Below are 23,531 nucleotides of genomic sequence, written 5' to 3' on the forward strand. Positions count from 1 at the left end.
CGGAACGCTCCTATTTTAGATCGCTCCCATGAACGGGAGCGTCTTGCTGCCGTCGCAGGCTCCGACACGAAGGCCTCCGGCCATGGCCGAAGGCCTTTGTGTCGCGTAGCGACAGCGAGACGCCCCCCTCCAACGGGGGCGATGAAAAGCGGTGTGACCTATTTTACCGCCTGCTGGTAGAAGAGTGTTTGCTGTGCCCAGCCGGCGTAGGGGCCAAACTTGCGCTGGAAGGCCGACGCGGCGCGCTCGTAGTTGGCCGGGGTGAGCGAGGCATCGCGTAGCTCGGGGGCGTAGTGGGTCTTGGCGATCCGCCAGATATGGGTGTCCACGGGCACGGCGGCATCGGCATCGAGGGAGAAGAGCGCGATACAGTCGGCGATCTTGCGGCCGATACCGGGGAACGGGGTGAGCTCGCTCTCTATCTCGGCGAGAGGCTTTCCTCGGAGAGAGTCCAGCCAGCCGTCGGGCTTCTCGGCGAGCTTGCGTGCGGCGGCGACCACGCGCTCGGCGCGGAAGCCGAGGCCGCGGGCGCGGAGCTGGCTCTCGCGGAGGGTGAGGAGTGCCTCTAGCGAGGGGAACGGGCCAAGGGGCTCGCCGCTGGCCTCCTCGCAGACCGCTTGGAGCATCTTGCTGATGCGTGCGATAGGGGCGACGGAGGCGCAGAGAAACGAGAAGAAGCACTCGTGCGGGTCTTGTCGCAGGAGGCGTAGACCGGGTTGTCGCTTCCAGGCACTGGCAAAGAGGGGATCGCTAGCGCTCCAGCGGCGTGCTTGTTCACCCAGGGCGAGCTCATCGAGGCGCAGAAAGTGCCGCACCGTGGCTTCATCCGTCTCCGCAAGCTCTAGTGTGCTCTCGGTCTGTCGTAGGCAGAGTCGCTGTGTGCCCACGTAGCCCGTCAGCCAGCCATCGTCTTGCCGTTGCCAGCGAAAGAGCTGGCCGGAGAAGAGCGTCGCTTCGAGGTCGAGCTCGTGCTCAGGGAGGGTAAGAGAGATCATAGACGCAAAAAAGCCGGGTGGAGTCCACCCGGCTTTCAGGAAGGGGTTTTAAGAAACTTACTTGCGACGGCGGCGGATCGCGACCGCAACCGGGGCGAGACCAAGACCGAAGAGCGCCAGGGTGGCGGGCTCCGGGATGACCGCAACGAGGGTCACGTTCATGGCGGCATCGGGCCAAGCGTAGGTGGTCTGCGCGGGGCTACCGGAGAAGGCTTGGGTGACGGGGGCTTGGCCAGCGTAGGTACCCGACCAGATGTAGGTTAGGTTGGCATTCGTGCTGGAGAACTGAACCGTGTTGGAACCCCAGTACTTAAATGTACCCGTGGAGCCATCGTCTTGTAGCGTAAAGATCTGGGTGAACAGCCCCGTGGTGGAACCTGCACCCGTAAAGTTTACCTGAGTCGCCTTGAAGTAGTTCTCAAAGCTGCTCCCCGAGGCATCCTTGATCGTCGCGGTCACCGGGCTGTTAAACGTGAATACCTTGGTGACGCCGATATCTGCCAGGCGGTCCCAAGACAGCGAGGAGTTAGCCGATAGGGGGCTACCATTTCCTGTGAGGGTAGCAAGACCCCCCGAGGTGCTGCCCGTGATCGGGTTGGTATCCCAGGCGGCGCTGAGGGTGATGGTCTGTGCCTGGCTAGAACCTGCAACTCCCAGGACGATTGCCACTAGGAGAGTGCTACCGGTGAAACTTCGCGAAACTCGCATACTGCTATACCCCTTACGTAAAACAAAACCAAGAAACGATTGAGTAGTTTTTGGCACGCTAGTTGCATGCTCTAGGACTAGAGACTACCTGTAGGGATGATACCCACTTTACAAGGTGTCTAAACATTCATGTGGTTAAAGACGTCTGACACTCTCATGCCAGATGTGTTCTGCCACGTCTCCCCCACTTTACCAACTTCTGCCCTCTCTGTCAAGCCTCTCCCCGAAAACTTTAAGATTTTACAAACAAGTTGATAGGGTAGTTGGAGCCTGACAAGGGGAGCGTGCGGACCGGGACGACCTTGCGGGCTCCGGGAGCCAAGCGAAAGGTCGCCAAGGTTGTCTCCGGGCTACTGGTCTGGGGGATCTCAGCGCGCTTGCCGTCGATCACAAAGACCGCACCCGCCATGCCGCCCGCGGGCTCAAAGATCAGCCGAACCTCCGCAGGGCTTGTCGTGGGGTTGTCTAGGGTGAGCTGGATGTCGTAGAAGACCCCGTAGTTGCCCTCTAGGATCTGGCTAGGGTCGGTGCCGACTAAGGGAGCGCGCCCCACGGAGAAGAACCCCCAGCGGTGGCTTCCCACGCTGTACTTCGCTGTCAGAGCCACCCCTGGCTTGGGGTAGACATGGGGGGACTTACTCTCGAGCTCCCGGAGCTGGTTCTGCAGTGTGGCAGAGAGAGGGACCGCACTCAGGGTCTCGCTGATGGTCTGGGGCGAGCCGGGGAGGTCCGCCGCGACCCGCACCAGGGGCGCGCTTCCTGAGAGGAGGCGGAGCTGAAAGAGGCCCGAGAGGATCAGGTCGTTGGGGAGCCGGATGGCCTGAAACGCCATGCGGCTGTGGGCAGGGATCTCGACCACCATGCCCGAGTCGCTCTGGAAGGCGCTCATAAAGTCCGATGCTGCTCGGTAGCCCACCCAGACCGTATCGCGCACCGGGCCGGCGTCGTTTCCGAGCACCTGGACGCGTGTGGCGGAGTCGCTGTCATTGACGAGCTCCGCGACAAACCAGAGGGTCTGGCCCGCATTGTTGAGGTGGTGGTACAGCAGGCGGGCCGTCCCCATGCTCAGTCGTCCGACATAGAGGGTCTGCGGCTCCTTCACCCGCTCTGGGGAGTTGGAGAAAAAGAGCGCGTTGGTCTCGGCCTTGGGGAGCGAGCGGCCTACCACGGGCACCTTGAGGGACTGGCGCACCGGGAGCATCTCCGGCCCGGAGACACTGACACTAATGGGAACGGAGAGCGACTTGCCCTGGCCCGGCGGTGGGACGGAGGCAGGCTCGCTCTCGATCTTGATGCTGGCCCCGGCGAGGGGCTGGATAGCCGCACGGGCACTGGCGAGCACGAGCTTGGCAACCCGCTCTCCCTCGACACCGCTTCCGGTTAGGACGACCGGCTGCGGGGGGAGCAGGGCCGCGGCGTAGGGCTGGACCGCCACGGTGAGCTTGTCGCTGGCCCCCTCGCGAGAGACCACAAGGATATCCCGACCGACCGACTTGCCCGTCAGTGTGATCGTGCTCGTGGCGAGATCGACGGTCGCCTCCACCGGGCTACCGGGGCCGCTCTGGCGCTGAACCACGACCGGCCCGCGTGCGGCTCCCGAGAACTTCAAGGTGCGCTTCTCCATCCAGGGGACGATCTGCCCGGTCTCGCTGAGCGCGATTCCCGGGATCGCAAGGGCCTTGCGGAGCTGCCCCGCCCAACCCTCCACCAGGAGCGAGGGCTTGGCGATACGCGAGAGCTGCGCCTCGGTGGGGGTGGCGGTGGCGAGCACCTTCCCACGGGCCATCAGGCGGGCCTCCGTCTCGACCTCATAGGCCACATCGACCGTCTGCTTTACCTGCACCGGCACCTCGATCGTCACCGTGCGGCGCTTCTTCTTGATCCGGCGGGTTACCTTCTTCTCCACCATCTTGGTGACGGTGCGGGTCTCGTTGCGGTGGCGGGTCTCGGTCTCGACATCCACACGCACCTCCCGTGGCTCTAGGCCAGCTTGGGTAAGCTCTTTGAGGCGCTCCGCGCTGAGCTGGATGCGCTCTGTGGGCTCGATCCCCCCGACAGAGCTTCGGGCACGGAGCACGAGGACATCATTGACTCTCAGCTCCGTGCCTTGTGTCTGAACACGGGGTGTCCAGGCAGGCTGTGCCGCTACGGGAAGGGCGACAAGAGCGATCCAGAAAACAAGCGCGAGACATTTCATAAGCATCTAAACTAGTGTGGGCCGATCCGGTGGAACTTGCGGTCCATCTCGTGGTGGGAGAGCGCCAGCAGGATCGGTCTGCCATGCGGACAGGTGAAGGGGTTGCGCATCTGGGCGAGGTCGGCAAGCAGGCGCGTCATCTCCTCCATCGTGAGGGGGTCGCCCTTCTTGACCGCCATTTTACACGATGCCATGATAATTGCCGACTCATGGGGCACGAGCAAGCGCCGGGCGACACTGGTGTGGGTAAGCTCCTCGATAATCTCCTTGAGAGTCTCCAGATACGGCTTGTCCGCGATCCGGGCGGGGACCGCGCGCACCACGAAGGTATCGCCGCCAAAGGGCTCCAGGACAAAACCCGAGCGCTCCAGTGCCCCCAGGCGCTCTTGGACCACGCGGGAGTCGGCAGGGGAGAGCTCCAGGGTCTGGGGCACCGCGAGGTGCTGCGCGACCACGCCCCAGCTACTCTGGCGCTCGGTGGCTCCGTTCATCATCTGCTCGTAGAGCACGCGCTCATGGGCGATGTGCTGGTCGATCAGAAGCAGGGCATCGTCGGTTTCGGCGATGATGTAGGTGTTGCGCGACTGGCCCAGCACCCGAAGCCGCCCGATCCGGTAGCCATCAAAGCCGATGTAGGCCGCAGGCTGTTCGAACCCACCCGGCTGCTCGTCCCTCGCATCCACCCGGGTGCCCTCTGGGCGTTGCCGCAAGGGAGGGTCGGCGGAGGGAGGAACGACCGAAGCCGGGGTGGGTTCGATATTCACGTAGTTGGAGAGGCTGGTGCGCGGCGGCGGCGCGAGGCGGTCGCTGCCGCGCTCGCCCATGCCGGGCATGGCGAGGGTCGTAGGCGCTGCGAGCTCGGGGAGCGATGCCTGCACCGTGACCTCGGGGACCAGGCCACCGGTGAGGAGCGCACTCTCCACGGCGCGGCTGATCGCCGCGTAGACCTCGCCATCACGAGTGAAGCGCACCTCGGTCTTGGCGGGGTGGACATTGACATCGACCAGCTCGGGGGAGATCTCCACAAACAGTGCGACAACCGGGTGACGCTCGGTGGTCATCAGGCGGGAGAAGGCGGCATCGAAGGCGTGCTGTACCGTGCGGCTTCGTACATGGCGGCCATTGACAAAGAACGCCTGCGCGCTCCGAGTCGCCTTGCTCACACTGGGCTTGCTCACCGAGCCACGTACCGTCAGCCCCGGCGACTCGTAGAGCAGGGGCACCATCTCCCGCGCGACATCGCGGCCGTAGACCGCCGCCAGCGCCTGCCGGGGATCGGCCGAGCCGGGGTAGGAGATCAGCTCGTGGCCGTCGTGGGTGAGCCGGAAGCCAATCGTGTGGTAGGCGAGAATGAGGCGGTGCAGGAAGTCCGTGGCGTGGTTGAGCTCGGTCTGGGTGGTCTTGAGGAACTTGAGACGGGCAGGGACAGAGAAAAACAGGTTCTCCACCGTGATCACCGTGCCATCGGGTGTCGCGGCATCGCGCACCTCGGCCAGCTCGCCCGCCCGGACAATCACCTCCGTGCCGGTCTCGTCGTGGGGGCGCTTGGTCAGGATTCGAAAGTCCGAGACCGATGCTATCGAGGGGAGTGCCTCGCCGCGGAAGCCGAGTGTGTGGATGGAGAAGAGATCGTCGGCGGTGCGAATCTTGCTCGTCGCATGACGCTGGAGCGCGAGGATGGCATCGGCGCGGCTCATGCCCATCCCATTGTCGCGGATGACGATCTTGCGCTTGCCGCCCTCAAAGAGCTCTACCTCGATCCGGGTCGCGCCGGCATCGAGGCTGTTCTCAACCAGCTCTTTCACCACCGACGACGGCCGCTCGACAACCTCGCCCGCCGCGATCTGGTTGGCGGTGTTGTCGTCGAGCAGGCGCACGACAGAGTCCTCAGTTTCATCCGGCACAGGGGTTAGTATACCCCAGCCGCTCTAGCGTCGGCGTGGCGGCAGAGCGACCTGCGGCAGGCCCTCGGCGATACAGAACTGGGGGCTCCCAGGGAGCTGGTTCTCCCGAATCTTGGTCACCCCGATCAGCTTCCAGCCCGCCTCCAGGCGCTGCCAGTTGAGCTTCCAGCAGGCCAGGGTGCTCACGGAGGCACCGCCTTGCTGGCGGACTAGCTCCTCACGCAGCGTGACCCCCGCAAAAGGCGGGCTCACATTTTGGCCGTAGCCCAGGGTGCGGTACTTGGCTCCCTTGAGCGTGTCGCAGTGGCGGGCGAACTCCTTGATTCCCCGCTCGCCAAAGAGCTCCTCGCCACCCCACTTAAACGAGAAGTTAGGGCCGACGGACTTGCGAAACGCGGGACCGCCGCCGTGGTGTACGGACTGAATCCAGCGGGTGATGAGCTCCTCGAACTCCATGGGGGTTGTGGTCTGCATAAGGGGTATCCTCCGCCGGAATAAGACCCTATCGCTTGGGAAAAGTTGCGGGGAAGCAGGTAGAATCGAGGAGCGCCTCATGAAAACACGACTGACCTATATCGACACTGCCAAGGGACTGGGAATTCTCTTGGTGGTCTATGGGCACGTGCTACGGGGCCTGATGTCCGCAGGGATTACGTCCCCGACCGGCTGGGCCGCCACCAGCGACACCGTGCTCTATGCGTTTCACATGCCGCTGTTTTTCCTGCTCTCGGGTGTCTTTTTCCGCGCCGAGAAGTACGACCACTGGTGGGCGGGGATCAAGGAGCGCTTGCTGGACTTCGTCCCGGTCTACCTGATCTGGAACCTCCTGCAGAGCCTGATGACAGTCGGGTTTGCCGGCTCGGTGAACACCAAGGTCAGCACCGATCCGCTCTCGCTCGTAACCGGGCTCTTGGTTCCCAAGGCGCAGTTCTGGTTCTTGCAGGCGCTGCTCTTTGTGATTGTCTTTCTCTCGCTGGTATCGCGCTTGCCCCGCTGGAAGCTCTGGGTGCTGCCGGTGAGCTTTGGGCTGGCGCTCTTGCCCGTCCTCACGTCTTGGGCACGCTACACGCCGGTCTTTGCGCTGGGGGCCGTGCTGACAGTCGCGGGGCTGGTGCGCCTTATCGGGCCTCTGAGAACCCTGCTCTCTGCGGTGGTCTTTGGGGCGCTGCTGCCGGTCTTGCTCCACCTTCCCGCCGACTTTAGCCACACCAGCGTTGCCTGGGTGCTGCTGGACTTTGCCCTCGGTGTCAGCGGGACACTGGTGGTGGTGGGGCTCTCCGAGCGTCTGCCGCTCAAGCTCCAGGAGCCGCTGGCGACCCTGGGGAAGCTCTCGATGCCGATCTATCTGGCACACATTCTCTTCACGGCGGGCACCCGGATCGCGCTCCAGAAAGTGCTGCACTACCAGGGAGTGGCTGGGCACATCGTGCTGGGGACGATCGTCGGGACGATCGCGCCGCTGGTGCTCTACAAGCTGGCGGAGCGTCTCAAGTGCACCTGGGTCTTGGGCGTGCGTGCTGCCAAGCCCAAGTCCTCTACTTCTTGATCGGGATCACGAGGTCCAGCGGGGCAAAGCAGAGCTTGATCGAGTAGCTGAGCTCCTGCGAGGGAGCCAGAAACGGGGCGGCGTCTGGCCAGGAGGCAGGAGGGGATACCAAGCTTGAGAAGCCATTCTCCTTGAGCTCGACCAGCTGGAGCTTCGACACCCCCGCCGCAGTCGCCAGGGTGACCGCCTGCGCCATGCCGTCCTTGATCGCTTGCTCCACAAGCGGCTTCCTTGCGGCTTCTTGTGCCTTGGGGGAGTAGCCAAAGATAAAGTAGTTGGTAACCCCCAGGGTCTGGAGAGTCTTGCTGAGCTCAGAGAGGGAGCTGGGAGCAAAGACCACCTCGCCCTTGTCGTTGATACGGAAGGTAAGGCTTGCCGAGACTCCCGTGGGAAAGCTAGCGGGAAAGCTATTCATAGACGCGGGGACACGTGTTGTCTTGTCGAGCACGAGCCCAAGTGGGCTGAGGGCCGTGACAAGTGCTTGGCGTTGCTTGGTGTCGCTGAGGGGGAAAAACAGATAGCAGGTATCGGGAGTGACCGAGGTGCTTGCGCGTCCCAGCGTGGTCAGGCCGTAGGCTTGTGTCGAGGCGGGCGCGGTGGCGGGGTCGGACTGGGCGACGGCGGGGAGGGTGAGGGCGAGGGCGGCGACAAGAGAGAGAAAGCACTTCATGCAGAATATAATGCACCTTTCGTCACTTTTGTGACAGCTCAGGCGGCGAAGAGGGTGCGGAGGCTACAGACATCGCGGGCGAGCGTGGCCTGGTTGCGGCCCGAGCTCTTGGAGTGGTAGAGCGCCTGGTCCGCCGCAAGGATCAGGTCCTCCGGGCTCATGGCATCGTCGGGGCTGACCGCGATCCCGATACTGACCGTGATACGGCGCTGGGGAAAGGCATGGTCGGCGATACGGGCGCGAACGTCCTCCGCGAGGGCCGCCGCCTCCGTGGCATCGAGCCCAGGAAGGAGCACCGCGAACTCCTCGCCGCCGTAGCGTGCCGCGAGGTGGCTGGCGCTGAGCGCCTGGCGCAGCAGGCCACTGACTGTGCAGAGGACCAGGTCACCGGCGGGGTGCCCGAAGGTATCGTTGAAGCTCTTGAAGTGGTCCACATCGATCAGCAGGAGGGCGCAGGGCTCGTGTGCCGCCGCGGTCTGGCCTAGCTCCAGGCGCAGCTGCTCTTGGAACGTACGGTGGTTGGCGAGGCCGGTCATGCCATCGGTGGTCGCGAGGGCCGCAAGGCGGACATTGGCCTCCGCAAGCGCCATGTTGTTGTTGAGCAGCTCTGTCTGGGTCGCCACAAGCTGAGCATTGCTCTCCTGGAGCTGCTGGCTCACCGCTCGGCTCACGGCGTGCTCTTGCTCCAGTGCGAGCTTCGACTCCAGGACTTTTTCGTAGAGCTGCCGGTTCTCCAGGAGCGCGATCACCTGTCGCAAGACCACCAGCAAGATGGTCACGAGGCTACAGAAAAAGATTCCCGGCTCCAGCTTCTCATCTCCAGGGTTACGCGCCGCAGAGATCACCAGCATCCCAATGGCAGGCAGGAGCAGGTAAGGGATGAGAAACCGCCAGAAGGGCTGGCGCTTGTTCTGGCTTGTCTGTGGCGCTTCGGTACCGATCATGGACTCCCGGAGCCGGTCGATACTGAGCGCCACCAGCATCCAGCCCAGGGGCCAGCCCAGATCGAGGATGCCCCCTGTCTGGTAGGTGCCTAGGAGGGACTGGTAGGAGAAGCTTGTGTCGGCCACAATGACAATCACAAAGGACCAAGCGAGCTTCAGAGTGGGTAGCTGGAGGCGGGCTCTTCCCTGCAAGAGAGCAAGCAGTAGGACACTAAAGACCAGCAGGAGATCAAAGGCCGGGTAGAACGCACTGGCAAGACGGGTCTGGAGGGACTCTTTACTATTGAGCAGCGTTGGGCCAAGGATGTAGTACCAGCTGAAGGTGATCAGGGCCGATAGGGTCGTGAGGCTATCCAGGATCACGCGGATGCGGGCGACTGCACTGCTACGCTCCCCTGCTATCAGGAAAATACCGGGTAGAACCGCCAGTAGTGAGGGGATCCAGATTACATCTGCAACCGAGGGGAAGGGAGGAGTGGCCTTGAGGAGAGCCTCCTGCGTCCCCCAGATTAAGGTGCCCAGGCCGAAGCCGCCGCCACCCAGCAAGAGGAGCTGGAGACCAAGCTGGCTACGGCGAGGAAGAGCTGTCTTCCAGACACGTCGGCTCGCCCAAATCGCCATTCCCAAGGGGCCGAGTAGCTGAAGGAAATTGTCGACTGCCTTGTGCAGTGCGCCCGTCTTTTGATGGAAGAGGAGCCAGAGAGCCAGGGCACCATTGAGCAGCAAGATGCTCCCAAGCTCACGGGAGAGGCCGCGTCTTGGGGTGCCACTTTGCGCCAGAGTAAGAGCCGGTGTCTGCATGGTCTGTACCTAGTGTTGCCATGAAACACCGAAACTTTCACCTTGGCAGTTTCAGATCAGCTTGTTCTTCTTGCAGGCGACAATCGAGGCGGCGAGAATGCGGGCAACCCGCCAGCGCCACTTCGGGTCGAGGGCCTTGGCGCGGTCGCTGGCACTGCTGATGGTGGCAAGCTCGACCAGGGTCTTCTGGCGCACGGGGTTGAACTCAGGGTTGAGGACCCCCAGGTCGTTGGGGCGTGGCTGGGGGCGGCGGTTCCCGCTGAGGCCTGCCTCCCCAAAGCGGCGGGTGAGCTCGCAGGCGAGGCTACAGGCATGGTTCTCACGGATATCCCACATGGCAAAGCCTCCATGGTCGCCCGGGTCCGCCGAGACATCGAAGTGGAGCGCCATAAAGACCACGTGCGGTCGCCTCTGCTTCCAGGCCTTGGCCGCCACGGCGGCGCGGGCATGGAGGTACTCGGGCACCTCACGGCCTGCGTTGAGGCGCTGGCCAGTGGGCAGGGTGGCATCGATCGGGGCGAGCAGGGGGGGCTCCGGCTTTCCAAAGACAGGCCTGCGTCGCAGGGCGGCACTTCGGGCGGTGAAGCGCACCTCCGCTCCCAGGGGCTTGAGGACCTCTGCCAGGGTCGCCGCCATACGGTAGCTCAGGGTCGCCTCGGTGATTCCCGCTCGGCTCGCACCGGGGTCGCCGCCGCCATGGCCCGGGTCGAGCACGACAATCGTGCCCTGCAGAACACGGGCCGCACGGCTGGACTTGGAGGGTGTCTTTTTCTTGGGGCTCTTAGGGGCAGCAGGTCTACGCATCCAGGGACATTCTACCGTGCCCTAGGGAAGGGGGGGCTAGGCTCTCTCTACCCAGACTCGCATCTCGGTGAGGAGCGCGGGGCCAAACTGGGTGAGGAGCGCAACATCGGCGGCATCGCGGCCCACGGCCACCGCGATCCTCCCACCCGAGGCCTGCGCCTGGGTAGGGTCAAAGGTGTACCAGCGCCCCCCGACAAACGCCTCGAACCAGGCGTGCATGTCCATCGGTTTGAGCTCATAGAGGTAGCCGACCACCATGCGTGCGGGGATGGTCAGGCTGCGGCAGAGCGCGATACCCAGGTGGGCGAAGTCCCGGCACACCCCGCTCCGGTCGCGCGCTGTCTCGAGGGCCGAGGTCGACGTATCGCTGGTGCCGTAGCAGTACTGAATATTTTGATTGATCCAACGGCAGATCCCCGCGACCTGGTCGTAGCCGGGGAGATAGCCCTGAGCAACCTCCAGCGCGAGGGTGCCCAGCAGGTCCGACGGGCAGTAGCGGCTGGGGAGGAGAAACTGCAAGGCGCTATCGGGAAGCTCGGCGACCAGATTGAGGGGGGCACCGGGCGCACTCTCCCGCGCGGGGGCGGTCTCGGCGACAACCTCGGTCGTGATCACAAAGCGCCCCGGCGGTGCATGCAGGCGCTGGCAGCGGTTGCCGAAGCTGTCGATATACTCCCGCACGGGCACCTGCGGCGTGAGCGTGTGGCGCTCCTCGGCGAGCCACTGGGTCTCGCTGGTCGAGGGGGAGAGCATCAGGATCAGGGGCACCGGGTACGGGGAGTCCACCTCTAGCACTAGCTCACATCCCGCACTGAGGCGCATCTCTCTCTCCTTCTCTTTTGGGGGGGACAAACTAGAGAGAGTATACCGGCTTGACACTACCCTGAAATCAGGGTATTCTTATTTCGGGGTAGTAAGTCAAGAGATGGCACGAGAGCTTCCACGCAACGATATTCCCGTCTTTGTCCTCGCGGTCCTGGAGAGTGGTCCGGCGCACGGCTACGCCATCGCCCGCGAGATCGATAGGCGCTGTGACGGCGGCCTGGTCCTGCGCGACGGTGCCCTCTACCCGGCGCTGCGTGCGCTGGAAGACGATGGCTTAATTGTCGGGGAGTGGCAGCCCAGCACCGAGAGCGGCGGTCCGCCCCGAAAGACCTACCGCCTCACCGACGAAGGCAAGCTCGAAGCCACCCGCCGCGCCACGCTCTGGCGCAGCTACGCCAAGAATGTCGAGCGCATCTTAGGAACCTTGGGAGGACAGGATGCAGAACCAGCGATTTAACGAAGACCAAGTCGAGCTTGAGGCACACCTTGCCGAGCGTATCCAAGCCTATGTTGAGCTGGGGGAGACACCAGAGCAGGCACTGGTCTCGGCCCGTGAGAAGTTCGGCGAGACGGAGGTCGTGCTAAAAGAGCTACGGCTTCAGCGTAATCGACGCCATCCCGTGGCGATTGGGGCGCTGGCAGGGCTTTGCTGGCTCGCCGTGGCGGCAGTTCTGCACCTGCTCACGGGCTGGCTAGTGACTCCCATCGTCCACGAGCGCACGCCCTTTCCCTTTGGCGGAAGTGAGGTGCTACTGCTACTGACACGGGTCTATGTCACGCTGGTTCCCGCCGCCGTCTTGGTAATGTATAAGGGCGTGGAGCGCTTTCCAAAGCACCCCCCCACTCTCCTGCTGGGAGTTCTCAGTTTTAGCTTCTTGCACTCTCCTTCCGCCGATCTCTTGAGCTGGCTTCTGGTAGGGGTGCCAACTCTGCACGGGGCGCTTATCGGCTGGCGAATGGCCTGTCATGCGCGCCGAGAGCGGCAACGACAATGAGACAACGGTTTCGTGACGAAGACAAGGCGGAGCTTGAGGCGCACCTTGCGGAGCGGGTGCAGGCCTATATCGAGCTGGGCGAGACACCGGAGCAAGCCGCTCTCTCGGCCCGCGAGAAGTTTGGCGAGACAGAGACTGTACTACGCGAGCTGCGCTGGCAGGGGCTGCGGCGCTCCCCAATTCTATGGGGGCTGCTCTGCGCTGGCGGCTACCTGCTTCTGGTGAGCTTGGTCAAGGCACCGTGGACGTTCTACACGCTCTATGCCTACTACCAGCTCTATGTCTGGCAAACCACGACCAAAAAGCAGCGCGCCAGCAGGTAGAATGCCTGCATGATCGATCTTTCCAAGCAACACATCTTTATCGCAGGCGGCTCCCGAGGGATCGGGCGGGCGGCGGCGATCATGGCGGCCAAGGCGGGCGCGGCGGTCTCGGTGAACTATCTCAGCAATGCGGCAGCGGCCCACGCGACTGTCGATACCATCGTGGCGGCGGGGGGGCGCGCGGCGGCGTTCCAGGCCGATGTCTCCCAAGACGGCGCAGCGCAGAAGGCCATCGATGCGGCCGTGGCGACCCTGGGGCCGCTGACGGGGCTCGTGGTCTCTGCGGGGATCTTTGAGGGGGCGGCGCTCGACGAGATGGACCTGGCGTTCTGGAACCGGACGATGGAGATCAACCTGGCGGGGACCTTTCTGACGGTCAAGGCTGCGGTTCCGCATCTACGGGAGCGGGGCGGCGGGAGCATTGTCATCTACACCAGCACCGCAGGCCAGCGCGGCAGCGATGTCTTCTCGGCCTATGCCACCAGCAAGGGCGCACAGATTCTCTTCATGCGCTCGATGGCAAAGGAGCTCGGTGCCGACCAAATCCGGGTGAACTGTATCGCCCCCGCCTGGACCGACACCGACATGGCCGCACCGTCGCTGGATGTTTTAGGGCGCGAGGACGAAGGCAAAAAATTCGTTTTAGGCCGGATCGGCCAGCCCGACGATATCGCCGGGCCGACCGTTTTTCTGCTCTCGGACCTCGCGAAGTTTGTCACCGGCATGACCCTGACGGTCGATGGCGGCATGGACATGCGCGGCTAGAGCTAGAGCTTCCAGCCCTTGCGGTAGGGCGGGTTGATCAAGGCGTTGGCAGCATCGTTGTTGGTGAAGCGCCCCGCCTTGACATCCCACTTGAGGGTCTGGTCCGGGAAGCGGATCGCGATCGCGCCAAGCAGCGCCACCTGGGTGAGTCGGCCCCCGTAGTCGAAGTGGGAGCCGGCTTGCCGCCCCGTTCGGATCGCCTCCAGCCAGTCCCAGTGGTGGCCCTTGACCCGTGGGATGGTCTCTTTGGGGGCATTGGCTCCCGTGTTCTCAAGGCGGAGCTTCTCCGGCAGGATATGGCACCCGCCGCCGCCGTGCGAGCCGTGGACAATCATCCCCTTCTCGCCAAAGAGGATCGCCCCCGTTCGTGGCACTTCGTCGTCGCCGAAGTCCTTGGGCTGCGGGATGGGATTGTTGCCATCGTGCCAGACCAACGTGACCGGGCCGCGCTCCTTGTTGGCGGGAAACTCAAAGGTGATCCGGCTGGCGGGCGGGTAGGTCAGCCCCTGGGTCGCCGGGTCGTAGCCGCTCACCTCGGCACGGACCGTCGTCGGAGCATCTAGGTCGAGCGCCCAGAACGCGGGGTCGATCACGTGGCAGAACCAGTCCCCGATCGTGCCGGTCCCGAAGGGCATCCAGCCGCGCCAGTTCCAGTGGACCCAGAAGGGCGTGTAGGGGCGGTAGGCCGCGGGGCCCAGCCAGAGGTCGTAGTCCAGCTCGGCGGGGACATCGTACTTTTGCGCGAGCTTCTCCAGGTTCCGGCTCTGGTTGTAGACATCCTTGAACTCGCCGCAGGCCGCATGGACGGTATGAACCTGCCCGATCGCGCCCGCCTTGACCCACTCGACCACACGGCGGATGGAGTCGGTGGAGTGGCCCTGGTTGCCTAGCTGGGTGACCACGTTGTACTTGCGCGCCGCCGCCATCAGGGTGCGTACCTCGTGGATCGTGTGGGCGAGCGGCTTCTCGCAGTAGACATGCTTGCCACGCTTCATCGCCTCCATCGCGATCACGGCGTGGGTGTGGTCCGGCGTGCCGATCACCACGGCGTCCAGCTCCTTGCCCATCTCTTTGAGCATCACGCGGTAGTCGGTGAACTTCTTGGCGTTGGGGTACTGGGCGAACTTCTTGGCCGCGTACTTGTGGTCCACATCGCAGAGCGCCACGAGGTTCCCCCCGGCCGCGACCACCTGGTCTACATCGCTTCCCCCTTGGCTCCCGACCCCAATCCCCGCAAAGTTGATCGGCTTGTCGTCGGCGAGGACGGACGAGGGGCTCAGGGTCAAGAGAGCCGCCCCGAGTCCTGCCTCGGTGAGAAACTGCCTACGGTCCCGCTTCGAATCGTTGTTTGTACTCATGGTGCTTTCCAGTTCTGTACGAGGAGCATGTTTTCCTCTACGCGAGGACTTCCTTTACGACGTGCCCGTGCACATCGGTGAGGCGGCGGTCGATGCCGTTCTGGCGCCAGGTGAGCTTGGTGTGGTCGATTCCCAGCAGGTGCAGCACAGTGGCGTGGAAGTCGTAGGAGTAGGTGGTGTTCACGGCGGTCTTGAACGCTAGCTCGTCGCTCTCGCCGTACGCCACGCCCGGCTTGACCCCCGCGCCCCAGATCCAGCTGACGAAGGTCCCACCGTTGTGGTCGCGGCCATCGCCGCTCTGCGCCGTGGGAGTCCGGCCAAACTCCGTGGTCCAGATCACCAGCGTGTCCTTGTCCAGCCCACGGGCCTTGAGGTCGCGCAGGAGCGCCGCGATCGGCTTGTCGATACTGGCCGCCATCGGCGTGAGCTCCCGCTTGATGCTGCCGTGGTTGTCCCAGTTGTTCACCGCCCCCTGCGGGCCGCTCCACACCTGGACAAAGCGCACGCCGCGCTCCGCCAGCCGCGCGGCGAGCAGGCAGCGCTTGCCAAAGTCATCGGTGGGCTGCGCCCCGATCCCGTAGGAGTCTTTGACCGCCTGTGACTCGCGCGAGATATCGAACGCCTCCGGTGCGCTCAGCTGCATCCGGGCCGCGAGCTCGTAGCTGGCGATCCGGGCATCCAGCCGCGAGTCGCCGGGATGGGCCGCCGCGTGCGCCTTATTGAGCTGGCTCAGGGCATCGAGTCCCGCCTTGTCCGAGGCCGGGTTGGCGAACTTGTAGCGGCCACTGGCAAAGAGATCGGAGACCGCCTCCGGCCCTGTGCCATTGATCATCGTCCCCTGGTGCACCACCGGCAGGAACCCGCTGCTGAAGTTTCCCCGCTGGTTGTAGGGCAGGCCGCGGGAGTCCGGGAGCACGACGAAAGTGGGCAGGTTGTCGCGCAGGTTCCCGATCGCATACGAGATCCACGCCCCCATCGACGGGAATCCCGGCTGGATGAAGCCCGTGTTCATCATGTACGACGCCGGCCCATGGACACTGGACTTGCTGGCCATCGCCATAAAGAACGCCATCTCGTCCACGAGCTTCGCCTGCTCGGGGAAGACCTCGCTCACCCAGCGCCCCGACTGGCCGTACTGCTTGAACGTAAACGGGCTCTTGAGGCAGAGGCCCGGGGCGCTGGCCAGTCCCTCGGGGCGGATGTGGTCGGGGAGCTTCTGGCCGTGGTACTTGATCAGCGCGGGCTTGTAGTCGAAGAGGTCCATGGGGCTTGCGCCGCCGTTCATGAAGAGCTGGATGATCCGCTTCACCTTCGGCGGGTGGTGCTGCATATTTAGCGAGCCCTGCCCGGCGGGTGCCGCTTGGCTCTCCTTGGCCAGCAGGCTGGTCAGGGCGAGGCCCGCGAATCCTCCGCCGAGTCCGGTTAAGAACTCTCGCCGGTTGGTGGGGAAACCCCAGTGGTCGTCGCTCATGGATTGCCTCCTATCAGTCTACGAACAGAAACGCATTCGCGTTGAGAATAACACGACAGGTCGCCTCCAGGCCATGGCTGCTTGCCAGGGTCTGGAGCACCTTCCGCTCTTTGTCGGTGAGGGCTCGGCCCCACGCCAGAGTCGCCGCCCGCTCGATTTGTTTGGGTAGTGTGCCGCCCTCGGCCACGACACGCCTTGCCAGCGACTGGGCGCATGAGAGGACGAAGTTATTGTTGTAGAGTGTCAGGGCCTGCAGGGCGGAGACACTCGTGCCGCGGGTGGGGGAGAGCAGGGTCAGGTCGGGGAAGTCCAGCGAGTCCATGAACGGGTCCGGGATGGAGCGCCAGACCGTGCGGTAGACCGAGCGCCGGTTGGCCGCGGGGCTCTCCCAGTCGAAGGCTGCGTAGTCCAGAGCGGGCGTCATCTGCGGTCCCGGCCCCATCTTGAAGTGGTTGACCCCCGGCCCGCCCATGGTGAAGTCGAGCCGCCCAGCGGTCTGGAGCGCGGCGTCCCGGTACTGGTCGGCATCCAGGCGCAGGCGATTGGCCCGCCAGAGCAGGCGGTTGTCCCGATCGAGCTTGTCCGCCTCTGGTCGGTCGGCGGAGCTCTGCTTGTAGGCCTGGCTGGTGACAATCAGCCGGTGCAGCTTTTTGAACGAGCCCTCTGCATCGTCCTTGAACCACGCCGCGAGATAGTCGAGCAACTCGGGGTGGCTGGGGGCACCGCCCATGCGGCCGAAGTCACCGGGGGTGTCGACAATGCCCTTGCCAAAGTGGTAGTGCCAGACTCGGTTGACAATACTACGCCAGGTGAGGGGGTTGCGCCGGTCCACGACCCACTCCGCGAGCGCGGCACGGCGCTGGCTCTCCTGGCTCATGTCGCGGCGCTTGAAGTAGATTGCCAGCTCCGGGAGCGCCGAGAGCGCCCCTGGCCCGACCAGCTGCTTGGGCCGGCTCATCTCGCCCCGCTCCAGCACGTGGATCTCGCGGGGCTTGTCGATATTCACAAACCCCACATCGGCGACATCGGCGGCTTTTGCGGCGACATAGACACGCTTCTGGGGAGGCAGCGCCGCGATCCCATCGGCGGCTGTCTCCCGCAGCGCGAAGGCGGCGAGCTCTACGCGGGCAGCCTGGTTTTGTGTGGGTGTCTTCAGAAGCTCGGCGACCTTGGGCGGCACGGCGCAGAGCGCGAGGCGGGGGGCATCGGCGACACTCAGGCGGAAGCGCCCCAGCGTGTGGCCCGAGCCATCGTTTTGCTCCAGAACCACCTCCAGCGCATCGCCATCGGCCAGGTCGAGAGGTTTCTCAAAAGCCAGCACGAGGTGGTGGTCCTTGCCAAACTCCGGCCCGATCCCCCACGCCGAGCCGGGGTTGCCGTCGGCGGCACGTGCAGCGTCCCCGTTGGGCTGGGCGTAGTCGGCGCTGGCCCGGAAAGTCTTTGCCTTCTCGCGCTTGCCGTCCGCACGAACGACCTCTATCGTGAGCTCGTGGAGCAGGTAGCCGCCGTCGTCGGCGCGACCCGGGCCGCCCTTGGGGAGCTCCGGGGACGCGTAGGCATCGAGGCGCAGGGCCCCGATGCGCCCCCCGCCGGGCCGGGTGACCAGCGTGTAGGTGTCCTTGGCCGGGCGCGGGCCGCCCACCGCCACCCGGCCGTCGTCGGCGAGGGTGAAGGTCGCACTGCCCGTGCTCGTCGCCTTGGTCACGCGCAGGGGCTTCCAACCCGCAAAACTAGAGAGCGCCGCCACAAAGCTGTCCACCACAGGCTTGTTCTCTGTGGCCAGGATACGGGCGGCACTCTTGCTCTCGGCGGCCTCCTTCAGCTTGTTCCACTTTGCGCGCTGCTCCGCGATCTCGCGCTTCTCGTCGTAGGTGACATCGCCCTTGATGACCCCCGCGAAGACCGCCTGGAGCGACCAGTAGTCGGTGGTGGGGATGGGATCGAACTTGTGGTCGTGGCACCGCGCGCAGTTGGCAGTCGTGCTGACAAACGTCGACATCGCCTGGTTGACCATGTCGTCGCGGTCCAGGATCTGGAACGGGATGGGCGCGGTGTAGTAGGCGCTCAGGTCGAAGTTGCCGGCGCTCAGGTAGCCCAGCGCGGGGGTGAGGTCGGGGCGATTCGGGTAGAGGACATCGGCGGCCAGCTGCTCACGGACGAAGCGGGCGTAGGTGACATCGCTATTGAAGGTCTGGATGACATAGTCGCGGAACGGCCAGGCGTTCTTGCGGCCCATGTCGTGCTCCGAGCCGTGGGAGTCGGCGTAGTGGATGGTGTCGAGCCAGTGGCGCGCCCAGCGCTCCCCGTAGCGCGGCGATGCCAGCAGGCGATCCACGAGGCGCTCGTAGGCTCCCGGCGCTCTATCGTTGAGAAAATCCGTGAGCTCCGCCTCGGTGGGCGGGAGGCCGATGAGATCGAATGTCACGCGGCGGATCAGGGTGGTGCGGTCGGCCTCGGGAGAGAAGCCCAGCCCCTTGGCAGCGAGGCGCGCCTCCAGAAAGCGGTCCACGGGGTGCGGTGCCTTGCCGGAGGGGAGCGCAGGCTTCTTGATCGGCTGGAGCGACCAGTGCGTGTCCCCGGCAGGCGTCGCTGCACCCGCCTCGGGCCAGGTCGGCCCCGACTGCACCCAGCGGCGCAGGGTTGCCACCTCGGCGGGCGTCAGCGGGGTCTTGCCACTGGTCTTGGGGGGCATGATTAGGTCGGTGTCGGTGGTGGAGACCCGCTGGATGACCGCGCTGGCATCGGGGTCGTGCGGCACGAGGCCGCGCGCGCCGCTGCTCCCTCCTGCCATAGCGCTCTTGAGCTGGGTGAGCTTCAGCCCGCCGGCGGCTTGGATATCGCCGTGGCAGGGCATGCACTTGGCACGCAGGAGGGGCTGGACCTCCTTGGCGAAGTCAGGCACTTGGGCAGTGGGGGCCTTGATCTGACTGGACGACCGTGCGGGCAGCAGGCTTGCGCCGGCGATCGTGAGGGAGGTCAGCGCGAGGAGAGCGCCGCGGAGCGGACGTGTTTCCGTCATAACTCTTTGATTATGGCAGAGGCGTGCTATTTCCTGTTTTTCTCTACAGAATATTCACTGCGCGCGCCGCCAGGAGCGCGATCGTGGTCAGGGAGATACTTGCCTGGAGCATAATGAGCCCCTTGGCCCAGCGCGAGAGGATCGCCGTGTCGGTGGGTGAGAGGGCGGTGCTGTGGTTGAAGGAGAGAAATAGGTAGTCGATAAAGTGCGGCTTCCAGGCCTCTTGACCCTCCATACCTAGCTGGGGGAAGAGAAACGCCCCGCCGTGGTGGTGGTCACGTGTCTCTCGCTGGTGGGGGCCGCCCGCATCGAGCCGCCAGTACCAGAGCGCAAAGACCAGCACATTGGTGATCCACAGCGCCGCTGCCGCCTTGAGCAAGTGCCCCGGTGTGAGCGTGTGCTTGGGCAGCGAGAGCACCAGCAGGCTCAGCGACCAGAGCTCCGCACCGGTCACCACCCCGAGCGAGAGAAAGCCAAAGAGCCGATTGAGCCGGTGCCGATTGAGCCGAAGCGTGACAATGGTCGGGATCAGTAGCAGAACCACCACCGTGGGCAAGAGCCAGCTTGGCCCGACCGCGAGCTCCTTGGGCAAGGCCATGTGCAGCCCCCCGAGGGCAACCAGGGCGACCGCGGCGGGCCAGCGGGGCTCAGGAGGATGGAGCAGACGGTTATGTGGGGCGTTCATAGGTATCGTAACCTGATGCGCTGAGTACGTGCGTTAAGTTCCTTGAGTTTGTGGGAACAGAACTCCTGGTTAAATCACTCCGCTCGCGCGATAGTCTTTCGCTGGTACAAAAACGAATAGGTCTCCTTCAGGGTAGTGGCCTCGCCAACCATAGGGCCAGCCACCTTGAAAAAATACCTGGAGCATCTTCTCAAAGAACGGGTGCTGAGTACCTACGAAAAGTCTGCTGAAGGCACATGCGAGGAGAGAGGCTTCAAGATAAGGCACTGCCTCCAAGAGCACAGAGCTGTCGTTGGGAAAGGATAGGCCTAGGGAGCTGATACTGCGCTGGAGTAGCTCGGAGATTTGTTTTTGTAAAGCACTGTACTCTGCTTGTCTATTTTTGTCTTTATAATTTGCTGATAGCAATTGGTCATTGTTGATTAGTTTGTAAATATTGCTTTTCTCGGTATCAAGAATCCACCAGAGCGGATAGTTCTCTGTTGCCAGTAGCTCCTCGAAGCGCTCCTCCTCAGGGTCGCTTGCGAGCTCAAGCGCTTTCTCAACCCCTTCTCGTAGATACAAAAACGCTTTGTGTACGTCGCGTTCGACAATTGCCCCATGAAAAGTGCTCAGAGGATGGGGGCGTAGGAGCTGGTCTTGTTCCAAAAACGCGATGATCTCGTGGACGAGTGGGTTTGTGGTCATGCGTCTCTCTCTGGGGAGACTCCCCGAAAACGTCGGCGGTTTAGGCGGACGCGGACGTAAGGGGCAGGGAGGAGCAAGAGCGCATACCAGAGGACGACGAGCTCGGCGGGGGGCGAGGCGACCGAGAGGGCGGCGTAGGGGAGGGCGGCGAAGCCCAGTGCGAGGGTCTTGAGGAGCTCTAGTCCCAGGGTGAGCAGACCCCAGAGCGGGGTGAGAAACGGGAGCGCGACCGCTGCGAGGCCAGCAAGCAAGAGAAGCTCGGCGAGGGCAGCGATGGGCAGATTAGCGATTGGGGAGATCCAGGAGAAGAGGTTGTAGTGGTAGGCCACGAGCGGTGCGGAGCCAACTTGCGCGAGAATGCCGACCAGTAGGCCGACCGTGCAGGCGCGTAGAAAGCGGGTGAGGGGGCGCTGCTCGGGCTCCCAGGGCCAGATAAGATTTTCTAGTGGCCGTGCCCAGGCGACAAGTGTCGCGACCGTGGCAAAGGAGAGCTGCGTCCCAGGATCATAGAGGGCGAGAGGCTCGGGGAGCAGGATCAGGAGCGCGGCGAAGGCGAGGGTGTGCAGGGGCTCGGCCTCACGCTTGAGGAGCGGGGCGAGGAGCATGACGGTGGTCATGACGGCGGAGCGCATCACGGCGCCGCCCGTCCCTGCCGCGAGGGCGTAGGTCCAGAGCAGGGCCAGCGCCAGAAAGGTCGGAAGTGGCTTTCCTCGGCCAAAGAGCGCCACTAGCACCGCCGCAAAGACACTCAGGTGGAGCCCCGAGGTCGAGAGAATGTGGATCGTCCCCGTGCGAGAGAAGGCATCCTGGAGCTCTGTGGGAAGCTGGCTGCGGTCTGAGATCAGCAGGCCAGAGAGGAGCCCCGCGCTCTCGGGCGCAAGGTGGGCATGACAGGCTCCTCGGATGGTTGCTCGAAGACGCTCTGCCAGGGTCGCGCGGCGTAGCAGGAGCTGAGTATCGACCCGGTTGGCATACAGCACCGTGTGAATTCCCTGCCGAAGCAGGTAGCTGCGGTAGTCGAACTCACCGGGGTTGGTGGCACGTGGGGGAAGCTCTAGGCGACCGTGTGCGGTGACAAAGTCACCCCGATAGAGCGACTGGGCCGTGCGGGTTGTGACCTGGGTCTGGCCCTGTGCGGTGGCCAGCACGAAGCGTACACCCCCCTGCCGTGTCGGCTCTGGTGCGGTCTCCACACGCCCACTCAGGATCTGATAGTGGCCCTCAATTGCTACTAGGCCATCGGGCTGGAGCATGCGCTGTGTCTGCGCGAGAGGGAAAAGCAAGAACGGCAGGAGGAGAAGCGTGGTGGCGAGAGTGGGGCGGCGTAGAAACGCAACACCCGAAAGGGCACTTACCAGAGCGAGCACATCGAAAACGAGGGGCTGGTGGGGAAGAAAGGGCGCGGCCAGGATGCCGAGCACCACAAGGGCGAGAGCGGTGAACAGCGGGCGCAGGCGCATGCCAGGATTGTACTTCACGAAAGGCCGCTTTCGCCCGACAATTAGAGCCTATGCCACAGACTGCACACACGCCGAAACCCGACTCCCCGCCGGAGCACCTGGCCTTTGTCGACTTTCTCCGTGGGGTTGCCTGCCTCTGGGTAGTGGTTTTTCATGCTAATGGCTGGCAAGTGCTCCCGGACTGGCGCAGCACGGACCCTCTTGTCTCCCCGCTGGCGACAGTGGGGCTGTCGGTGGCGCAGCTAGGCTACCTGGGGGTGCATCTCTTCTTGGTGCTCTCCGGGTTCTGCCTGACCTACCCGGTGCTACGACGTGCCGGCGGCGATCTCTCCCAGACCCGCTTGAACCTGCGGGAGTTTGCCGTGCGGCGTGCCCGGCGGATCCTGCCGCCCTACTATGTCGCGCTGGCTCTGGTGGCCCTGGTGGCACTCACCCTCGCGGAGGCCCCGATGCGCCATCCTGTCATTGGCTGGGGCTGGGACGTGCTGGCACATGCGTTTTTGGTGCACAACCTGAGTAGCAAGACGGTCTTAACCCTCAATGGCTCGTTCTGGTCGCTGGGGCTGGAGGCGCAGTGGTACGTGGCCTTTCCCCTGGTGCTGGCCTGGGCACGGCGCAAGGGCTGGCTCGCGCCGGCGCTAGGTACCCTGGTGCTGGGAGTTGCCTGGCAGCGCCTGGTATGGGCACGCCTGCCCGGCTACCCCGAGGCCCCCGAGGTGAGTGTCGGCAATGCCTGGCTCTATGCCCTGCCCGCGCGCCTCTTTGAGTTTGTCTGTGGGATGGTGGCGGCGCAGTGGGTGGCAAAGGGACGTGGCCGCGCGACTCCTGTGCTCTTGGCCCTCGCCGGCTCGTTGCCGCTGCTTGTTGTGGCGACCCTGGCAGCACGTGGGCGCTTTGGGGTCTGGCACGACCACCTCTGGGGGATTGCCTTTGCCCTGATGCTCGTGGGGCTCTCGGCCGTCCCTGGGGCCTGGTTTGCCGGGCGCGTGCCGCGGCTCTTGGTGGGGGTGGGGACAGTCTCCTACTCGCTCTACTTGGTGCACGAGCCTCTGATCGCCTTTACCAGTGTCTTCACGGAGCTCTTCCTGAAAGACCAGTTTCTGCCCCGCGTGGCGATCTTCTGGGGAGGACTCCTGCCCTTTTGCCTGCTGACCGCGCGGGTGTTCTACCACTGCTTCGAGGCACCGTGGCTCAAGAAGAAGGCCCCGGCGCTAGCCGTTGTCTCCCAGGATGCGACAGCGGGGGCAGCTCACCTTGTCGCCGCCGGGGAAGGGCGCGACCAGCTCGCCGCAGTGGAGGCAGGGGACCCAGCCGTTGTCGAGCCGCCAGTTGCGGAGGCGGAGCTCACTAAAGCGCGTGCGGCGTAGGCGCTCT

21 protein-coding genes are annotated in these 23,531 nt (G+C 64.2%); 6 read left to right on the forward strand and 15 right to left on the reverse strand.

Annotated features, from left to right (window positions below):
• Positions 1-158: 158 nt before the first annotated feature.
• The 5 genes from HNQ39_RS05835 to HNQ39_RS05855 all read right to left on the reverse strand — a co-directional run bounded on the left by HNQ39_RS05835 (position 159) and on the right by HNQ39_RS05855 (position 6,278).
• A complete protein-coding gene (locus HNQ39_RS05835) occupies positions 159-995 on the reverse strand; it encodes a DNA glycosylase (RefSeq protein ID WP_184193003.1) in 837 nt (278 codons plus the stop codon).
• Between the two features lie 57 nt (positions 996-1,052).
• Positions 1,053-1,703 carry a PEP-CTERM sorting domain-containing protein gene (locus HNQ39_RS05840; RefSeq protein WP_184193004.1) on the reverse strand — a complete coding sequence of 217 codons (651 nt, stop codon included), beginning with the start codon at positions 1,701-1,703 and terminating at the stop codon, positions 1,053-1,055.
• 232 nt (positions 1,704-1,935) lie between these two features.
• Entirely contained in the window at positions 1,936-3,906 is a 1,971-nt protein-coding gene (locus HNQ39_RS05845; protein WP_184193005.1) for a hypothetical protein, read from the reverse strand.
• Between the two features lie 5 nt (positions 3,907-3,911).
• Positions 3,912-5,804, reverse strand: a complete 1,893-nt coding sequence (gene mutL / locus HNQ39_RS05850; protein ID WP_184193006.1) for a DNA mismatch repair endonuclease MutL — start codon at positions 5,802-5,804, stop codon at positions 3,912-3,914.
• A gap of 24 nt (positions 5,805-5,828) precedes the next feature.
• The gene (locus HNQ39_RS05855; protein ID WP_184193007.1) at positions 5,829-6,278 is read right to left on the reverse strand and encodes a hypothetical protein; all 450 of its coding nucleotides are present in this window, start codon (positions 6,276-6,278) and stop codon (positions 5,829-5,831) included.
• Positions 6,279-6,357: 79 nt separating this feature from the next.
• Between HNQ39_RS05855 and HNQ39_RS05860 the strand changes: the two genes are divergently transcribed.
• Positions 6,358-7,350 carry an acyltransferase family protein gene (locus HNQ39_RS05860; RefSeq protein WP_184193008.1) on the forward strand — a complete coding sequence of 331 codons (993 nt, stop codon included), beginning with the start codon at positions 6,358-6,360 and terminating at the stop codon, positions 7,348-7,350.
• On the opposite strand, the gene HNQ39_RS05865 is transcribed toward HNQ39_RS05860, so the two are convergent.
• Genes HNQ39_RS05865 through HNQ39_RS05880 form a run of 4 tightly spaced genes read right to left on the reverse strand, consistent with a single transcriptional unit; the run spans position 7,340 to position 11,421 of the window.
• Positions 7,340-8,020 (reverse strand): SIMPL domain-containing protein, encoded by a 681-nt coding sequence (locus HNQ39_RS05865; RefSeq protein WP_184193009.1) that lies wholly within the window; start codon positions 8,018-8,020, stop codon positions 7,340-7,342. The two genes, HNQ39_RS05860 and HNQ39_RS05865, sit on opposite strands and share 11 nt — an antisense overlap.
• A gap of 38 nt (positions 8,021-8,058) precedes the next feature.
• Positions 8,059-9,765: a GGDEF domain-containing protein gene (locus HNQ39_RS05870; RefSeq protein WP_184193010.1), complete on the reverse strand. Its 1,707-nt coding sequence runs from the start codon at positions 9,763-9,765 to the stop codon at positions 8,059-8,061.
• A 51-nt stretch (positions 9,766-9,816) separates the two neighbouring features.
• Complete coding sequence (locus HNQ39_RS05875; RefSeq protein WP_184193011.1) at positions 9,817-10,569, reverse strand: N-acetylmuramoyl-L-alanine amidase; 753 nt, start codon at positions 10,567-10,569, stop codon at positions 9,817-9,819.
• Between the two features lie 36 nt (positions 10,570-10,605).
• Positions 10,606-11,421, reverse strand: coding sequence for a transglutaminase domain-containing protein (locus HNQ39_RS05880; protein ID WP_221289825.1), 816 nt, complete (start codon positions 11,419-11,421; stop codon positions 10,606-10,608).
• A 73-nt stretch (positions 11,422-11,494) separates the two neighbouring features.
• Between HNQ39_RS05880 and HNQ39_RS05885 the strand changes: the two genes are divergently transcribed.
• Genes HNQ39_RS05885 through HNQ39_RS05900 form a run of 4 tightly spaced genes read left to right on the forward strand, consistent with a single transcriptional unit; the run spans position 11,495 to position 13,477 of the window.
• Positions 11,495-11,851, forward strand: a complete 357-nt coding sequence (locus HNQ39_RS05885; RefSeq protein ID WP_184193012.1) for a PadR family transcriptional regulator — start codon at positions 11,495-11,497, stop codon at positions 11,849-11,851.
• Positions 11,832-12,389 carry a permease prefix domain 1-containing protein gene (locus HNQ39_RS05890; protein WP_184193013.1) on the forward strand — a complete coding sequence of 186 codons (558 nt, stop codon included), beginning with the start codon at positions 11,832-11,834 and terminating at the stop codon, positions 12,387-12,389. The genes HNQ39_RS05885 and HNQ39_RS05890 overlap by 20 nt, the downstream gene beginning before the upstream one ends.
• Positions 12,386-12,712 carry a permease prefix domain 1-containing protein gene (locus HNQ39_RS05895; RefSeq protein WP_184193014.1) on the forward strand — a complete coding sequence of 109 codons (327 nt, stop codon included), beginning with the start codon at positions 12,386-12,388 and terminating at the stop codon, positions 12,710-12,712. The genes HNQ39_RS05890 and HNQ39_RS05895 overlap by 4 nt, the downstream gene beginning before the upstream one ends.
• Before the next feature lie 9 nt (positions 12,713-12,721).
• A complete protein-coding gene (locus tag HNQ39_RS05900; RefSeq protein WP_184193015.1) occupies positions 12,722-13,477 on the forward strand; it encodes an SDR family NAD(P)-dependent oxidoreductase in 756 nt (251 codons plus the stop codon).
• Between the two features lie 2 nt (positions 13,478-13,479).
• Here HNQ39_RS05900 and HNQ39_RS05905 read toward each other — a convergent pair whose 3' ends face one another.
• From HNQ39_RS05905 to HNQ39_RS05930, 6 genes are all read right to left on the reverse strand, one after another.
• Complete coding sequence (locus tag HNQ39_RS05905) at positions 13,480-14,835, reverse strand: Gfo/Idh/MocA family protein (protein ID WP_184193016.1); 1,356 nt, start codon at positions 14,833-14,835, stop codon at positions 13,480-13,482.
• A 37-nt stretch (positions 14,836-14,872) separates the two neighbouring features.
• Positions 14,873-16,306, reverse strand: a complete 1,434-nt coding sequence (locus HNQ39_RS05910) for a DUF1501 domain-containing protein (RefSeq protein WP_184193017.1) — start codon at positions 16,304-16,306, stop codon at positions 14,873-14,875.
• 13 nt (positions 16,307-16,319) lie between these two features.
• A complete protein-coding gene (locus tag HNQ39_RS05915) occupies positions 16,320-19,325 on the reverse strand; it encodes a PSD1 and planctomycete cytochrome C domain-containing protein (protein WP_184193018.1) in 3,006 nt (1,001 codons plus the stop codon).
• A gap of 43 nt (positions 19,326-19,368) precedes the next feature.
• A complete protein-coding gene (locus HNQ39_RS05920; RefSeq protein WP_184193019.1) occupies positions 19,369-20,010 on the reverse strand; it encodes a hypothetical protein in 642 nt (213 codons plus the stop codon).
• A 69-nt stretch (positions 20,011-20,079) separates the two neighbouring features.
• Positions 20,080-20,697 (reverse strand): hypothetical protein, encoded by a 618-nt coding sequence (locus HNQ39_RS05925; protein WP_184193020.1) that lies wholly within the window; start codon positions 20,695-20,697, stop codon positions 20,080-20,082.
• Positions 20,694-22,157: a ComEC/Rec2 family competence protein gene (locus HNQ39_RS05930; RefSeq protein WP_184193021.1), complete on the reverse strand. Its 1,464-nt coding sequence runs from the start codon at positions 22,155-22,157 to the stop codon at positions 20,694-20,696. Before HNQ39_RS05930 ends, HNQ39_RS05925 begins: the two co-directional genes overlap by 4 nt.
• Positions 22,158-22,207: 50 nt before the next feature.
• Between HNQ39_RS05930 and HNQ39_RS05935 the strand changes: the two genes are divergently transcribed.
• On the forward strand, positions 22,208-23,524 hold the full coding sequence (locus tag HNQ39_RS05935) for an acyltransferase family protein (RefSeq protein WP_184193022.1): 1,317 nt from the start codon (positions 22,208-22,210) through the stop codon (positions 23,522-23,524).
• The last annotated feature ends 7 nt before the right edge of the window (positions 23,525-23,531 follow it).

Origin of the sequence: Armatimonas rosea (assembly GCF_014202505.1) — a bacterium.
Lineage (GTDB): Bacteria > Armatimonadota > Armatimonadia > Armatimonadales > Armatimonadaceae > Armatimonas > Armatimonas rosea.